14 protein-coding genes are annotated in these 13825 nt (G+C 68.6%); all 14 read left to right on the plus strand.

Annotated elements, in window-relative coordinates:
- Window positions 1–9 precede the first annotated feature (9 nt).
- A complete protein-coding gene (locus AC3WLF_RS16380; RefSeq protein ID WP_492320753.1) occupies window positions 10–1188 on the plus strand; it encodes an acetyl-CoA C-acetyltransferase in 1179 nt (392 codons plus the stop codon).
- 130 nt (window positions 1189–1318) lie between these two features.
- Entirely contained in the window at window positions 1319–1999 is a 681-nt protein-coding gene (locus AC3WLF_RS16385) for an SDR family oxidoreductase (RefSeq protein WP_492358505.1), read from the plus strand.
- A 30-nt stretch (window positions 2000–2029) separates the two neighbouring features.
- On the plus strand, window positions 2030–3160 hold the full coding sequence (locus AC3WLF_RS16390; protein ID WP_058698937.1) for an acyl-CoA dehydrogenase family protein: 1131 nt from the start codon (window positions 2030–2032) through the stop codon (window positions 3158–3160).
- Window positions 3161–3247: 87 nt separating this feature from the next.
- Complete coding sequence (locus tag AC3WLF_RS16395; RefSeq protein WP_010813261.1) at window positions 3248–3904, plus strand: 2-hydroxychromene-2-carboxylate isomerase; 657 nt, start codon at window positions 3248–3250, stop codon at window positions 3902–3904.
- A complete protein-coding gene (locus AC3WLF_RS16400; protein ID WP_492320750.1) occupies window positions 3901–4587 on the plus strand; it encodes an HAD family hydrolase in 687 nt (228 codons plus the stop codon). Before AC3WLF_RS16395 ends, AC3WLF_RS16400 begins: the two co-directional genes overlap by 4 nt.
- Window positions 4584–5021 (plus strand): YchJ family protein, encoded by a 438-nt coding sequence (locus AC3WLF_RS16405; RefSeq protein WP_010813263.1) that lies wholly within the window; start codon window positions 4584–4586, stop codon window positions 5019–5021. Before AC3WLF_RS16400 ends, AC3WLF_RS16405 begins: the two co-directional genes overlap by 4 nt.
- Window positions 5018–5695 carry a glutathione S-transferase family protein gene (locus AC3WLF_RS16410; RefSeq protein ID WP_492358506.1) on the plus strand — a complete coding sequence of 226 codons (678 nt, stop codon included), beginning with the start codon at window positions 5018–5020 and terminating at the stop codon, window positions 5693–5695. The genes AC3WLF_RS16405 and AC3WLF_RS16410 overlap by 4 nt, the downstream gene beginning before the upstream one ends.
- 53 nt (window positions 5696–5748) lie before the next feature.
- Window positions 5749–7356, plus strand: a complete 1608-nt coding sequence (locus tag AC3WLF_RS16415) for a carboxyl transferase domain-containing protein (protein WP_492320748.1) — start codon at window positions 5749–5751, stop codon at window positions 7354–7356.
- Between the two features lie 43 nt (window positions 7357–7399).
- A complete protein-coding gene (locus AC3WLF_RS16420) occupies window positions 7400–8296 on the plus strand; it encodes a dienelactone hydrolase family protein (RefSeq protein WP_492352916.1) in 897 nt (298 codons plus the stop codon).
- Between the two features lie 38 nt (window positions 8297–8334).
- The gene (locus tag AC3WLF_RS16425) at window positions 8335–9123 is read left to right on the plus strand and encodes an enoyl-CoA hydratase/isomerase family protein (protein WP_492320746.1); all 789 of its coding nucleotides are present in this window, start codon (window positions 8335–8337) and stop codon (window positions 9121–9123) included.
- 264 nt (window positions 9124–9387) lie between these two features.
- Window positions 9388–10800 (plus strand): adenosylmethionine--8-amino-7-oxononanoate transaminase, encoded by a 1413-nt coding sequence (gene bioA / locus AC3WLF_RS16430; RefSeq protein WP_492358507.1) that lies wholly within the window; start codon window positions 9388–9390, stop codon window positions 10798–10800.
- Window positions 10790–12004 (plus strand): 8-amino-7-oxononanoate synthase, encoded by a 1215-nt coding sequence (gene bioF, locus AC3WLF_RS16435; RefSeq protein ID WP_492320744.1) that lies wholly within the window; start codon window positions 10790–10792, stop codon window positions 12002–12004. Before bioA ends, bioF begins: the two co-directional genes overlap by 11 nt.
- On the plus strand, window positions 12001–12738 hold the full coding sequence (gene bioD, locus AC3WLF_RS16440) for a dethiobiotin synthase (RefSeq protein ID WP_492320743.1): 738 nt from the start codon (window positions 12001–12003) through the stop codon (window positions 12736–12738). The genes bioF and bioD overlap by 4 nt, the downstream gene beginning before the upstream one ends.
- A 19-nt stretch (window positions 12739–12757) precedes the next feature.
- On the plus strand, window positions 12758–13789 hold the full coding sequence (gene bioB, locus AC3WLF_RS16445; protein WP_010813271.1) for a biotin synthase BioB: 1032 nt from the start codon (window positions 12758–12760) through the stop codon (window positions 13787–13789).
- Window positions 13790–13825 lie beyond the last annotated feature (36 nt).

Consider the following 13825-nt stretch of genomic DNA (forward strand, 5'->3'; position numbering starts at 1 on the left):
AGACCCGACATGGAAGAGATCGTCATCGTTTCAGCCGCCCGCACGCCGATGGCTGCGTTCCAGGGCGAATTCGCCAGCGTCACCGCGCCGCAGCTGGGCGCCGTGGCCATCCGCGCCGCCGTCGAGCGCGCAGGCCTGAAGCCCGAGCAGGTGGAAGAAGTGGTGTTCGGCTGCGTGCTGCCGGCCGGCCAGGGCCAGGCCCCGGCGCGCCAGGCCGCGCTGGGCGCGGGCCTGCCGCTGGGCGTGGGCTGCACCACCGTCAACAAGATGTGCGGCTCGGGCATGCGCGCGGCCATGACCGTCTACGACGGGCTGATCGCGGGCTCGTTCGATGTTGCCATTGCCGGCGGCATGGAGAGCATGACCAATGCGCCGTACCTGGTACCGAAGGGCCGCGGCGGCTACCGCATCGGCCACGGCATGATCTACGACCACATGATGCTGGACGGCCTGGAAGACGCGTATGACAAGGGCCGCGCCATGGGCACCTTCGGCGAGGACTGCGCCGCCAAGTATGGCTTTACGCGCGAGCAGCAGGACGAATTCGCGATGGAAAGCGTGCGCCGCGCCCAGCAGGCCACCGAGAACGGCGACTTCCGCTGGGAGATCGCGCCGGTGACCGTGTCCGGCAGGGGTGGCGACACCGTGATCGACACCGACGAAGGCCCGCGCCGCATCAAGCTCGACAAGATCCCCTCGCTCAAGCCCGCCTTTGCCAAGGACGGCACCATCACGGCGGCCTCGTCGTCGTCCATCAACGACGGCGCCTCGGCGCTGGTGATGATGCGCGCCTCCACCGCGAAGCAGCTCGGCCTGCAGCCGATCGCGCGCATGCTCGGCCACACCACCCACGCGCAGGCGCCGGGCTGGTTCACCACCGCGCCGGTGGAAGCGATTTCCAAGCTGTACCGCAAGCTGGACTGGACCACCGACAGCGTCGACCTGTTCGAGATCAACGAGGCCTTCGCCGTGGTGCCGATGGCGGCCATGCACGACCTCAAGATCCCGCGCGACAAGGTCAATATCCATGGTGGCGCCTGCGCACTGGGGCACCCGATCGGCGCTTCGGGCGCGCGCATCATGACCACGCTGATCGGCGCATTGCGCAAGACCGGCGGCAAGCGTGGGGTGGCGAGCTTGTGTATCGGTGGGGGTGAGGCGACTGCGGTGGGGATCGAGATCCTGTAACGCGCTCCTTCCCGCTTGTTTTCTCCCCTCTCCCGCAAGCGGGAGAGGGAGCAAGACAGAGGCAGTTTGCTGAACCCGTGGCCGGGCGAGTCATTTCGCGCTCCGGCCAGCCCGACAAAGGAGCACAGCCTTGCCAACCGTCCTGATCCTCGGTGCCTCGCGCGGCATCGGCCTTGAATTCGTACGCCAGTACCGTGCCGACGGCTGGCGCGTCATTGCGGCGGCGCGTACGCCCGAAGGCGTCGGCGCATTGCAGGCGCTGGGCGCCGAAGCCCATCAGGTCGACCTGTCCGATGCCGGCGCGGTCGCGGGCCTGGGCTGGAAGCTCGACGGCGAAGCCCTCGACGTGGCGATCTACAACGCCGGCGTGCTGGGACCCCGCACCGAAGGCGCGCAACCGGTCACGCCGCAGGAATTCGACCGGGTGATGCATGTCAACGTGCTGGGCCCGATGATGGCGCTGCCGCTGCTGCTGCCCTATGTCGAAGCGGGCCAGTCCGGCCACGGCGGCGTGCTGGCGGTGCTGTCTTCGCGCATGGGCAGCATCACCGCGATGGAGCACAGCACCAGCTGGCTGTACCGCGTCAGCAAGGCCGGCGCCAATGCGGCGCTGCGCACGGTGTCGCTCGATGCGCGCCACGCCACCTGCGTCGCGCTGCACCCGGGCTGGGTCAAGACCGACATGGGCGGCCAGGAAGCCGACCTGACCGTGCAGCAGAGCGTCAAGGGCATGCGCCAGGTGCTGGCCGGCGTCAAGCGGCGCGACAACGGCACCTTCCACAACTACGACGGCACGCCCATCCCCTGGTAAGCGCGCCCGCACACTGAGCATCGAACCGACATGCTGCTGACCCCCGAACAGGAAATGATCCGAGACGCCGTGCGCCAGTTCGCGCAGGAAGTGATCGCGCCGCAGGCCGCGCAGTGGGACCGCGACAAGACCTTCCCCAAGGACGTGCACCGCGAACTCGCGGCGCTGGGTGCCTACGGCGTGGCGGTTCCGGAGGAATATGGCGGCGCCGGACTGGACTACCTGTCGCTGGCGCTGATCCTGGAAGAGATCGCGGCCGGCGATGGCGGCACCTCCACCGTCATCAGCGTCAACAACTGCCCGGTGTGCAGCATGCTGATGTCGTTCGCCAGCGAGGCGCAGAAGCAGCAGTGGCTGGTGCCGCTGGCGCGCGGCGAGATGCTGGGCGCGTTCTGCCTGACCGAGCCGCACGTCGGCTCGGATGCGTCGGCGCTGCGCACCACTGCGGTACGCGATGGCGACCACTACGTGCTCAACGGCGTCAAGCAGTTCATCACCAGCGGCCAGAACGCCGACGTGGCGATCGTGCTGGCCGTGACCGACAAGGCCGCAGGCAAGCGCGGCATCAGCGCCTTCATCGTGCCGACTTCGACCCCGGGCTACGTGGTGGCGCGGCTGGAGGACAAGCTCGGCCAGCACTCGTCGGACACCGCGCAGATCCTGTTCGAGGACTGCCGCGTGCCGGCGGCCAACCTGCTCGGCGACGAGGGCGGCGGCTACAAGATGGCGCTGTCGGGACTGGAAGGCGGGCGCATCGGCATCGCCTCGCAGAGCATCGGCATGGCGCGCGCGGCGTTCGAGGCGGCGCTGGCCTATGCCAAGGAGCGCGAGAGCTTCGGCCAGCCGCTGTTCCAGCATCAGGCGGTGCAGTTCCGCCTGGCCGAGATGGCCACCCGCATCGACGTGGCGCGCCAGATGGTGTGGCACGCCGCCGCACTGCGCGACGCCGGCCGCCCGTGCCTGAAGGAAGCGGCCATGGCCAAGCTCTTTGCCAGCGAGATGGCAGAGCGGGTGTGCTCGGATGCGATCCAGGTGTTCGGCGGCTACGGCTACGTCAGCGACTTCCCGGTGGAGCGCATCTACCGCGACGTGCGCGTATGCCAGATCTATGAGGGCACCAGCGATATCCAGAAGATCCTGATCGCGCGCGCGCTGGCCTAGCGATGCGCGTACGATGGGGCGTGTGCCGCGAAGGCGGCACGCTTCCCTGATCCCAGTACCGGCAACCACAACAAGAAGGGCCCCGACATGACCGCAGCGATCGACTTCTACTTTGATTTCTCTTCGCCCTACGGCTACTTTGCCAGTACCCGCATCGACGACCTGGCGCAGAAGTACGGGCGCATCGTCGCCTGGCATCCCATCCTGCTGGGCGTGGTGTTCAAGACCACGGGCGCCTCGCCGCTGCCGCAGCTGCCGCTCAAGGGCGATTATTCGTGGCGCGATTTCGAGCGCACCGCGCGCTTCCACGGCATCGAATACAAGCGCCCCACGCATTTCCCGCTGCCCACCACGCACGCCGCGCGCGCCATGCTGTGGCTGCAGAACCACCACGGCGACGACATCGCCGCGGCCTTTGCCAAGTCGGTGTACCGCGCGCTGTTCGTCGACGACATCAATATCGCCGAGCCGGCCGAGATCATGAAGCTGGCCGAGCCGCTGGGCGTGGACGTGCAGGCGCTGGATGCCGGCGCCACCAGCTACCAGATCAAGGACCAGCTCAAGGCCGAGATCGACGTGGCGATGGCCAAGGGCGTGTTCGGCTCGCCCTTCGTCATCATCGACGGCGAGCCGTTCTGGGGCTTCGACCGCTTCGACCAGGTCGAGGCCCACCTGAAGAGCCGCCGCCAGACTGAACTCCGGGCCGTGCCGAGCCTGGACACCAAGGAAAAGAAACCCGCATGACTGCAGCAACCCGTGGCCATTCCGGCCGATTCGATTGCGTGATCTTCGACTGCGACGGCGTGCTCGTCGACAGCGAGCCCATCGTCAACCGCGTGCTCAACCAGATGCTGAACGAGCTTGGCATCGAGATCTCGCTGGAAGACTCCACGCGCCTGTTCCTCGGCCGCGCCGTGCGCGAAGAGCTGGAGATGATCGAGCGCATGCGCGGCGCGCCGCTGCCCGAGAACTGGCTGTCGACCTGGCTGGCGCGCCGCAATGCGGTGCTGGAAGCGGAAGTCGCCGCGGTCGCCCATGTGCGCGAGGCGATTGGCAAGATCGCCGCCACCGGCATGCCGGTGTGCGTGGCGTCGGGTGCGGACCGCGTCAAGGTCAAGCTGCAGCTGACCAGGACCGGCCTGGTCGAGCTGTTCCAGCAGGATGAGCGCGAGCATATCTTCTCCGCCACCGAAGTGGCGCGCAGCAAGCCCGCGCCCGATGTGTACCTGCTGGCCGCGCGCACCATGGGCGTTGAGCCGGGGCGCTGCGCCGTGGTGGAAGACAGCCCGACCGGCGTGACCGCGGGCGTTGCCGCCGGCATGACGGTGTTCGGCTACGCCGAGCGCAACGATGCCGCGCTGCTGCGCGAGGCCGGCGCGGGCACCATCTTCACCGATATGCGCGACCTGCCGGAGCTGGTGGGATGACGGCGAAAGCGGCAGGCCGCCTGCCCAAGGCCGGACCGGTGCCGTGCCCGTGTGGCAGCGCGGACTATGCCGCCTGCTGCGGCCGCTTCCATCGTGGCGAGGCACTGCCGCCCAATGCCGAGGCGCTGATGCGCTCGCGCTACAGCGCCTATGTGCTGAACGACATGGAATGGCTGCGGCAGACCTGGCATGCATCGACCTGCCCGGCCGACCTGTTGCCGGATACCGCCACGCGCTGGCTCGGGCTCACGGTGAAGGCGCATGCGCAGCAGGACGATGCGCATGCCGAAGTGGAATTCGTGGCGCGCTACAAGGTAGGCGGGCGCGCCATGCGGCTGCACGAACGCAGCCGCTTTGTACGCGAGCCGCGCGCGCCTGGCGAGGCACCGCGCTGGCTCTATGTGGATGGCGACATGATCGGGGAGACATCATGAGCATCGAGAAGCGGAACGAGCCTGAGTACCTGCTGTATTGCTTTGCCCAGTCCGGCAATGCCTACAAGGTGGCGCTGCTGCTGGAAACCGTCGGCGTGCAGCGCGGCCAGCAGCTGTGGCAGCCGCGCTTCGTCGATTTCTTCAACGGCGAGACCCGCACGCCCGAATACCGCGCCATCAACGTGATGGGCGAGGTGCCGGTACTGGAGTTCGGCGGCCAGCGCCTGTCGCAGTCCGGTGCCATCCTGGAAACGCTGGCCACGCGCCTCGATGCCTACGGCCCGCGCGACGAGGCCGAGCGCGCCGAGGTGCTGCGCTGGCTGCTGTTCGACAACCACAAGTTCACGTCCTACACCGCCACCTACCGTTTCATGCGCACCTTTGCCAGGTCGCCTGACCCGGCCGTGCTGGAGTTCTTCCGCGCGCGCTGCGAAGGCGCGTGGAACGTGCTCAATGCGCACCTGGCCGGGCGAGCGTTCCTGCTGGGCGAGCGCGTCACCATCGCGGACTTCTCGCTGGCGGGCTACGTCTTCTTCGACGACGAGATCGCCGTGCACTGGCGCAAGGAGTATCCGCATATCCACGCCTGGGCCGAGCGCATCCGTGCGCTGCCGGGCTGGAAGCACCCCTACGACCTGATGCCGGGGCACCCGCTGCCCAGGCACGCAAGCTGAGCCCGGCCGCTGGCAGGACGGCGAAAACCAATATCAAGCAGGAAGAGACACAGATGCCCACCCTGGAAACCAAACTCAACGCCCGCTCCGAATCCTTCAAGGCCAACGCCGAGTCGATGCAGGCCCTGGTGGCCGACCTCAAGGCCAGGATCGCGAAGCTGGCCGAAGGCGGCGGCGAAGACGCGCGCAACAAGCACCTGTCACGCGGCAAGCTGCTGCCGCGCGAGCGCGTGCAGCAACTGCTCGATCCCGGCACGCCGTTCCTGGAGCTGTCGCAGCTGGCCGCCTACGACATGTACGACGATGCCGCGCCGGGCGCGGGCATCATCACCGGCATCGGCCGCGTGGCCGGGCAGGAGTGCGTGATCGTCTGCAATGACGCCACCGTCAAGGGCGGCACCTACTACCCGATGACGGTCAAGAAGCATGTGCGCGCGCAGGAGATCGCCGAGGAGAACAACCTGCCGTGCATCTACCTGGTGGATTCCGGCGGCGCCAACCTGCCCAACCAGGACGACGTGTTCCCCGACCGCGACCACTTCGGCCGCATCTTCTACAACCAGGCCAACCTGTCCAAGCAGGGCATCCCGCAGATCGCGGTGGTGATGGGATCGTGCACCGCCGGCGGCGCCTACGTGCCGGCGATGAGCGACGAGTCCATCATCGTCAAGAACCAGGGCACCATCTTCCTGGGCGGCCCGCCGCTGGTGAAGGCCGCCACCGGCGAGGAGGTCAGCGCCGAGGACCTGGGCGGCGCCGACGTGCATACGCGCCTGTCGGGCGTGGCCGACTACTTTGCACAGAACGACCATCACGCGCTGAGCCTGGCGCGCAATATCGTGCAGCACCTGAACCGCCGCAAGCCGGACCAGATCCGCCTGCACGAGCCGGTCGAGCCGCTCTACCCGGTGGAAGAACTGTACGGCGTGATCCCCACCGACACGCGCAAGCCCTACGACGTGCGCGAGGTGATCGCGCGCCTGGTCGACGGCTCCGAGTTCGACGAGTTCAAGGCGCGCTACGGCACCACGCTGGTGTGCGGCTTCGCGCGCATCTGGGGCTACCCGGTCGGCATCGTCGCCAACAACGGCATCCTGTTCTCCGAATCCGCCCTGAAGGGCGCGCACTTTATCGAGCTGTGCTGCCAGCGCAAGATCCCGCTGGTGTTCCTGCAGAACATCACCGGCTTCATGGTGGGCCGCAAGTACGAGAACGAAGGCATTGCCCGCAATGGCGCCAAGATGGTGACCGCGGTCGCCACCGCGCAGGTGCCCAAGTTCACGGTGATCATCGGCGGCTCGTTCGGCGCCGGCAACTACGGCATGTGCGGGCGCGCCTATTCGCCGCGCTTCCTGTGGATGTGGCCGAACGCGCGCATCTCGGTGATGGGCGGCGAGCAGGCCGCCAGCGTGCTGGCCACGGTGCGCCGCGACGGCATCGAAGGCAAGGGCGGCAAGTGGAGCGCGCAGGAGGAAGAGGCGTTCAAGCAGCCGATCCGCGACCAGTACGAGCACCAGGGCCATCCGTACTACGCCAGCGCGCGGCTGTGGGACGACGGCGTGATCGACCCGGCGCAGACCCGCACCGTGCTGGGCCTGGGTCTTTCCGCCAGCCTGAACGCACCGATCGACGAGATGAAGTTCGGCGTGTTCCGCATGTAATCCCGGCCACGCCGCTACTGACCCCATTACCGCCTTCCACCCCATGCGCAGCGTCGCCCGCCTGCTTCGCAGCCCAGCCCTGGTCACGGCGCTTGCCTTGCTGGCGCCGCTGTCCGGGCATGCGCAGAGCGAGAACGGCAACGGCAATCCTGCGCCGCGCATGCGCTTCCAGGAGCAGGTGGTGATGCTGCCCAAGGCGGCGATCCCGTCGCGCATCGACCTGGAGGCCACGGTATTCAAGCCGGCTGGCGACGGGCCGTTCCCGCTGGTGGTGATCAACCACGGCAAGGCGCCGGGCCGGCCCGCGATGCAGGGGCGCGCGCGCTTTCCGGCGCAGAGCCTGGAATTCCTGCGCCGCGGCTACGCCGTGGTGCTGCCGATGCGGCAGGGTTTTGCGCGCTCGGGTGGCGCCTATGTGGGCGGCAGCTGCGACATCGAGACCAACGGCATGATGCAGGCCGACGATGTCGTCGCCACGCTCGACTTCATGGCCACGCAGCCCTATGTGGACATGGACCGCATTGTCGTGATCGGCCAGTCGCACGGGGGCCTGACCACGATGGCGTTCAGCACCATCGGCTATCCGGGGGTGCTGGGCGTGGTCAATTTCGCGGGCGGGCTGCGCAACCTGAACTGCCCGGACTGGGAAGAGCGCCTGGTCGATGCCTTTGCCAGCTATGGCGGCCTGGCGCGCTACCCGTCGCTGTGGGTGTACGGCGACAACGACAGCTACTGGCCGGTGCCCTTGCCCGGCCGCATGTTCAACGCCTTCAAGGCGCGCGCCACCGGTCCCGCGGCCAGATCGCGGCTGGTGGACGTGGGCGAGTTCGGGAACGACTCGCATCGCGTCTTCAGCGCACGCGAAGGCATCCCGGTGTGGTTGCCTGAAGTCGGCAACTTCTTCCGCTCGCTGGGGCTGCCGTTCGACGCCGGCACCTGAACCGCACCAGACAACTTAATCCGCCAACGGAGCGAACCATGGAATTCACCGCCCTGACCGTCAATATCGCCAGCCACGTCGCCACCGTCACGCTGAACCGGCCCGATGTGCGCAACGCCTTCAACGAGACCGTGATCGCCGAGCTGACCGGCGCCTTCCGCGCGCTGGGCGACATGGACGAGGTGCGCGCCATCGTGCTGGCCGGCAACGGCCCGGCCTTCTGCGCCGGCGCCGACCTGAACTGGATGAAGAAGATGGCGGGCTATTCCGACGACCAGAATCGCGCCGATGCGCTGACCCTGGCGCAGATGCTGCACACCATCTGGTCGTGCCCGCGCCCGGTGATCGCGCGCATCCAGGGCGACACCTACGCCGGCGGCATGGGCCTAGTGGCCGCCTGCGATATCGCGGTGGCCGCCGAGCACGCGCACTTCTGCCTGTCCGAGGCGCGCCTGGGCCTGCTGCCCGCCACCATCAGCCCGTATGTGATCCGCGCGCTGGGCGAGCAGGCCGCACGCCGCTACTTCATCACCGCCGAGCGTTTCGATGCCGCCGAGGCGCTGCGGCTGGGCTTTGTGCATGCGGTGGTGCCGGCCGAGGCCCTGGACGCCAAGGTCGCTGAACTGGCGACCGCGCTGGTGGCCAACAGCCCGAACGCCGTGCGCGAAAGCAAGCGGCTGGTGCAGGACATCGCCGGGCGCGTGATCGACAACGACTTGCTGGCCGATACCGCGGACCGGATTGCGAAGATCCGGGCGTCGGAAGAGGGGCGTGAAGGGGTGAAGTCGTTCCTGGAGAAGCGCTCGCCGTCGTGGCGCCCCGCTTGAGTCACACATCCGGCCTGCCGCAGTGAAAAAAGACACCGGCAGGTTGCGTGGAGATCGCGGCACGCTAGCGACAAGAACGGCGCTTCACCCAGATAACGTTCGGCAAATCCGGTCAAAGCACAGCTAACGTAAAAATATCGCCTTCGTTGCCAAGCCCGAGAAGACATTCCTAACATGACCCTCCCCAACCTGTCCGCCACCATCGCACTGCCCGGCCTCGCCGGCAGCGGCGCGCGCGCGGACGGTCAACAAAGGAGGGCTATCTTGGATCACCTGTCCCTTTCCCCAGGCAGCGACGCGCAGGCACTCGGCCAGCGCAGCCGCAACGCCGTCTGGCATCCATGCACGCGGCTGCGCCCCGACGACGACGCGGTGCCGCTGGCGATCGTGCGCGGCGTTGGCCCGTGGCTGCATGATGCCGACGGCCGCCGCTATTTCGACGCCACCAGCTCCTGGTGGGTCAACCTGTTCGGCCACGCCAACCCGCGCATCAACGCCGCGCTGGCCAGCCAGCTGGAAACGCTTGAGCACGTGATGCTCGCCGGCTGCACCCACGCTCCGGCGGTGGAGCTGGCCGAGCGCCTGTCGGCGCTGACCGGCGGCGCGCTCGGCAATGTCTTCTACGCTTCGGACGGCGCTTCGGCGGTCGAGATCGCGCTGAAGATGAGCTTCCACTACTGGCGCAATACCGGCCTGCCGGCCAAGCGCGAGTTCGTCTGCCTGCGCCATGGCTACCACGGCGAGACCGTGGGCGCGCTCGCGGTGACCGACGTGGAAGTGTTCCGCGATGCCTATGATCCGCTGATCCGCCGCGCACACGTGGTGATGTCGCCCGACGCACGCCAGGCCGCACCCGGCGAGAGCGCTGCGGACGTGGCCGCCCGCGCCCTGGCGGAGCTGGAAACCCTGCTGCGCGAGCGCGCCGGCCAGATCGCCGCGCTGATCGTCGAGCCGCTGGTGCAGGGCGCCGCCGGCATGGCAATGTACGACCCGTCGTATCTGGATGGCGCGCGCGCACTGTGCGACCGCTACCGGATCCACCTGATCGCCGACGAGATCGCGGTGGGCTGCGGGCGCACCGGCACCTTTTTCGCGTGGGAACAGTCGCGCGCCGGGGAGGCGCCGCTGCCCGCGCACCTGTGGCCTGACTTCCTGTGCCTGTCCAAGGGCATCAGCGGCGGCTACCTGCCCCTGTCGCTGGTGCTTTCGCGCCCGGAGATCCAGCGCGCCTTCGTCGCCGACGAGCTGGCCCGCAGCTTCCTGCATTCGCACTCCTACACCGGCAACCCGCTGGCCTGCCGCGCCGCGCTGGCCACGCTGGACCTGTTCGCGCAGGACGACGTGCTCGCGCGCAACCGCGAGCGCGCGCACTGGCTTGCCGACGGCATGGCCGCGCTGGCCGCCGACGCGCGCCTGCGGCACGTGCGCCAGCGCGGGCTGATCTGGGCCGCCGATGTGCGCGATGACGTCGCCGGCGCCGACTTTGCCGCGCGCTTCCATCACGCCGCGCGCGAGCGCGAGCTGCTGGTGCGCCCGATCGGCAATACGGTGTACGTGATGCCGCCCTACGTCTTCGATGCCGCGCAGGCACGCTGGCTGGGCGAGCAGATGCTGGCCACGCTCGACGATGTAACCACCGATGTGACCACGAGCAGGGAGGTGCGCCATGCTGCTTGAACAACTGAGGCAGGCCGCCGAACAGCGCCACGCGCTGGCCCTGACGCGCCGCCGCCGCGTTGCCCACACTGCCTGCGCGCCGCATCAGGCCGTGGGCGAAGACGGGTCCGAGCCGGAATCGCTGCTGACCTTCTGCAGCAACGACTACATGGGGCTGGCCAACCACCCGGATGTGATCGCCGCGCTGGTGGAAGGCGCGCAGCGCTATGGCGCGGGCAGCGGGGCCTCGCACCTGGTCAGCGGGCATTCGCTGGCGCACACGCAGCTGGAAGCGGAACTGGCGCGCTGGCTCGCCCCGCATATCCCGCATGCGCGCACGCTGTATTTCTGCACCGGCTACATGGCCAACATGGCGGTGCTGACCGCGCTGGGCACGGCGGGCGCCACGCTGTTCTGCGAGTCGCTCAACCATGCCTCGCTGATCGATGGGGCGCGGCTCGCGCGCGCCGACGTGCAGCGCTACCCGCATTGCGACACCGCCGCGCTGGAAGCGCTGCTGGCGGCCAGCACCAGCGAGCGCAAGCTGATCGTGACCGACAGCGTGTTCAGCATGGACGGCAATGTCGCGCCGCTGCGCAAGCTGCTGGAACTGGCCGAGCGCCATGACGCCTGGATCATCGTCGATGACGCCCACGGCTTCGGCGTGCTGGGCGAGCAGGGCCACGGCGTGCTGGAAGCGCTCGGGCTGTCGTCCGAGCGGCTGATCTATATCGGCACGCTCGGCAAGGCCGCCGGCGTGGCGGGCGCCTTCGTTGCCGCGCACGAGACCATCATCGAACACCTGGTCAACACCGCGCGGCCGTATATCTACACCACGGCCGCGCCGCCGGCAGTCGCGCATGCGCTGCTGGCCAGCCTGGCGATCATCGAAGGAGAAGAGGGCACGCAACGCCGCGCGCAACTGACGCGCTGCATCGCCATGCTGCGCGAGGGGCTGGCCCAGCTGGCTGCCATCGCGGGCTGGACGCTGGGCGACAGCGAGACCGCGATCCAGCCGCTGATCGTCGGCGACAATGGCGCCGCGCTGGCGCTGTCGGCCACGCTCGAGGCGGATGGCATCCGCGTCGGCGCGATCCGGCCGCCGACCGTGCCGGAAGGCACCGCGCGGCTGCGCATCACGCTGTCGGCCGCGCACACCGAAGACGATGTGCGGCGCCTGCTGGATGCCCTGAGCGCCGCCGTGGCGCAGCGGGAGGTCGCATGAGCACGCGTGCGCCTTTCGCCTGCTTTATCACGGGCACCGATACCGGCATCGGCAAGACCCACGCCAGCGCCACGCTGCTGCATGCGCTCCATGCCGCCGGCTACCGCACCGCGGGCATGAAGCCCGTGGCCAGCGGCAGTGAGTGGCGCGACGGCCATTGGCACAACGACGACGTGGCGCAGCTGCGCGCCGCCAGCTCGGTGGCGGTGCCGCTGGGCCAGACCTGCCCGTTCCTGCTGCGCACCCCGTGCTCGCCGCACCTGGCCGCCGCGCACGAGGGCGTGCGCATCACGCGCGCGCCGGTCCGTGCCGCCTTCGACGCGCTGCGCCGGCAGGCCGATGCGGTGGTGGTTGAGGGCGTGGGCGGCTTCAACGTGCCGCTCGACGCAGGCGCGGTGCGCTGGAACACCGCCGACCTGGCGGTGATGCTGGCGGTCCCGGTAGTGATGGTGGTCGGCATCCGGCTCGGCTGCCTGAACCACGCCATGCTGACCGCCGAAGCCATCCGCGCGCGCGGCCTGCCGCTGGCGGGCTGGATCGCCAACCGGGTCGACCCGGACATGCTGCTGGCCGACGAGAACATCGCCACGCTGCACGCGTCGCTGGACGCGCCTTGCCTGGGTGAATTGCCCTGGCAACTGGCGCCCGCCGCGGCAGCTGGCCGGCTCGACCTTGCGCCGCTGTTCGCCGCCGCTACCCAATACCAAGCCGAGGCCGCCGGCCTTGCTGCCTGAACCAGAATTCGCATCGATCATGACTCAAGCTCACACCGCTACCACCGTTACTACCGTTTCCGTCGATTCCCTGCGCCAGAGCGCGCGCTCGCACGCACTGCCCGATGACGCCGCGTGGCGCGTCGATGACGTTGCCGCGCTGTTCGCGCTGCCGTTCAACGACCTGCTGTTCCGCGCCCAGCAAGTGCACCGCGAGCACTTCGACGCCAATACCGTGCAGCTGTCCACGCTGCTGTCGATCAAGACCGGCGGCTGCGAAGAGGATTGCGGCTACTGCCCGCAGAGCGCGCACCACGATGCCGGCGTGAAGGCCGAGAAGCTGATGGCGCTGGACGAGGTGCTGGACGCCGCGCGCGCGGCCAAGGCCAATGGCGCCACCCGCTTCTGCATGGGCGCCGCCTGGCGCAGCCCCAAGGACCGCCACCTGGAGCCGGTGATGGACATGGTGCGCGAAGTCAAGGCGATGGGCCTGGAGACCTGCGTCACGCTCGGCATGCTCAAGGCCGAGCAGGCGCAGCAGCTCAAGGAGGCGGGGCTGGACTACTACAACCACAACCTGGATACCTCACCTGAGTTCTACGGCAAGATCATCACCACGCGCACCTACCAGGACCGGCTCGACACCATCGGCCATGTGCGCGACGCCGGCATCAATGTCTGCTGCGGCGGCATCGTCGGCATGGGCGAGGCGCGCGAAGCGCGCGCCGGCCTGATCGCGCAGCTGGCGAATATGGACCCGTATCCGGAGTCGGTGCCCATCAACAACCTGGTCCAGGTCGAGGGCACGCCGCTGGCGGGCACCGAGGCGCTGGATCCGTTCGAGTTCGTCCGCACCATTGCCGTGGCACGCATCACCATGCCGCGCGCCATGGTGCGCCTGTCCGCCGGCCGCGAGGCCATGGACGAAGCGTTGCAGGCGCTGTGCTTCATGGCCGGCGCCAATTCCATTTTTTACGGCGAAAAGCTGCTGACCACCGGCAACCCGCAGGCCGACCGCGATCGCGCCCTGCTGGCCCGCCTCGACATCCGCGCAGAGGGCTACGCGGGATGACGAGGTAAGGAAGCCCACCGGTAGTCAGCTGGCTCG

The organism is Cupriavidus sp. FW306-01-F10A (assembly GCF_058782785.1).

What these genes read in the sequence shown, in the direction of transcription:
- AC3WLF_RS16380 (WP_492320753.1), top strand. Translation starts at nt 10, where the DNA reads ATGGAAGAGATCGTCATCGTTTCAGCCGCCCGCACGCCGATGGCTGCG.
- AC3WLF_RS16390 (WP_058698937.1), top strand. Translation starts at nt 2,030, where the DNA reads ATGCTGCTGACCCCCGAACAGGAAATGATCCGAGACGCCGTGCGCCAG.
- AC3WLF_RS16395 (WP_010813261.1), top strand. Translation starts at nt 3,248, where the DNA reads ATGACCGCAGCGATCGACTTCTACTTTGATTTCTCTTCGCCCTACGGC.
- AC3WLF_RS16400 (WP_492320750.1), top strand. Translation starts at nt 3,901, where the DNA reads ATGACTGCAGCAACCCGTGGCCATTCCGGCCGATTCGATTGCGTGATC.
- AC3WLF_RS16405 (WP_010813263.1), top strand. Translation starts at nt 4,584, where the DNA reads ATGACGGCGAAAGCGGCAGGCCGCCTGCCCAAGGCCGGACCGGTGCCG.
- AC3WLF_RS16410 (WP_492358506.1), top strand. Translation starts at nt 5,018, where the DNA reads ATGAGCATCGAGAAGCGGAACGAGCCTGAGTACCTGCTGTATTGCTTT.
- AC3WLF_RS16415 (WP_492320748.1), top strand. Translation starts at nt 5,749, where the DNA reads ATGCCCACCCTGGAAACCAAACTCAACGCCCGCTCCGAATCCTTCAAG.
- AC3WLF_RS16420 (WP_492352916.1), top strand. Translation starts at nt 7,400, where the DNA reads ATGCGCAGCGTCGCCCGCCTGCTTCGCAGCCCAGCCCTGGTCACGGCG.
- AC3WLF_RS16425 (WP_492320746.1), top strand. Translation starts at nt 8,335, where the DNA reads ATGGAATTCACCGCCCTGACCGTCAATATCGCCAGCCACGTCGCCACC.
- bioF (WP_492320744.1), top strand. Translation starts at nt 10,790, where the DNA reads ATGCTGCTTGAACAACTGAGGCAGGCCGCCGAACAGCGCCACGCGCTG.
- bioD (WP_492320743.1), top strand. Translation starts at nt 12,001, where the DNA reads ATGAGCACGCGTGCGCCTTTCGCCTGCTTTATCACGGGCACCGATACC.
- bioB (WP_010813271.1), top strand. Translation starts at nt 12,758, where the DNA reads ATGACTCAAGCTCACACCGCTACCACCGTTACTACCGTTTCCGTCGAT.